The sequence below is a fragment of the Telluria sp. AZSoR62 genome (assembly GCF_058111565.1).
The window spans coordinates 1-269 of sequence record NZ_JBYTST010000322.1; the positions used below are offsets into that span (position 1 = coordinate 1).

The following is a 269-nucleotide window of genomic DNA, read 5'->3' on the forward strand; positions in this document are numbered from 1 at the left end:
GATTTCGTTGTCTCGAGTTCGGGCAATATTTCAGGCACCACCCTCTCCAATAACTTGCAGACCAGCAACGTCTCCTACACAAACGCTCCAGGCACAGGCAACGGCGATATTCTTGTCCAGGAGGCCGTGACATGGACGGCCCCGACAACGCTGACCCTGAGTGCCAATCGTGATGTGGTCGTGCAGGAAGCCATCACCACGACCGGAGGCAATCTGAAGTTGATTGCCGGCCGTGATGTCAACCAGAACGCCGCAGTGACCGCGACGGG

1 protein-coding gene is annotated in these 269 nt (G+C 57.6%); it reads left to right on the forward strand.

The window, feature by feature from the left end:
- The coding region (locus AC3XQU_RS23975; protein WP_489876629.1) for a hypothetical protein at window positions 1-269 on the forward strand (269 nt) is incomplete at both ends.